1 pseudogene is annotated in these 427 nt (G+C 53.6%); it reads right to left on the reverse strand.

The window, feature by feature from the left end:
- Nucleotides 1-427: pseudogene (locus tag J5F18_RS03130) on the reverse strand (transketolase); the annotation flags it as partial.

A 427-nucleotide genomic window follows, 5' to 3' on the forward strand; every position in this document is an offset into this window, starting at 1 on the left:
TGACGAGTGAAAATCAAACAAGTTGGGCCGTCGGTCCGTTCCACCGCGGCTTGCCAAGCAATCGCTGATTCCACTTGGTCACATGGCCGCCAGGTTTGGCAGTTCGGCGTTAAGCGCAAGTTAGCTAGCTGCTCAACCGGTTGGTGGGTCGGGCCGTCTTCACCTAAACCAATCGAGTCATGGGTGTAGACATGAATCACCGGTTGTTTCATCAACGCGGCCATGCGCACTGCGTTGCGCGCGTATTCCATAAACATCAGGAAGGTTGCACCGTATGGGCGGAATCCACCATGCAACTGAATGCCGTTCATAATCGCCGACATACCAAACTCACGCACACCGTAATAAATGTAGTTACCACTGGCGTCTGCCGCGGTTAACGGCTTGGAATCCTGCCAAATGGTTAGGTTAGAACCCGCAAGGTCAG

This window comes from Halomonas sp. BM-2019 (assembly GCF_017584085.1).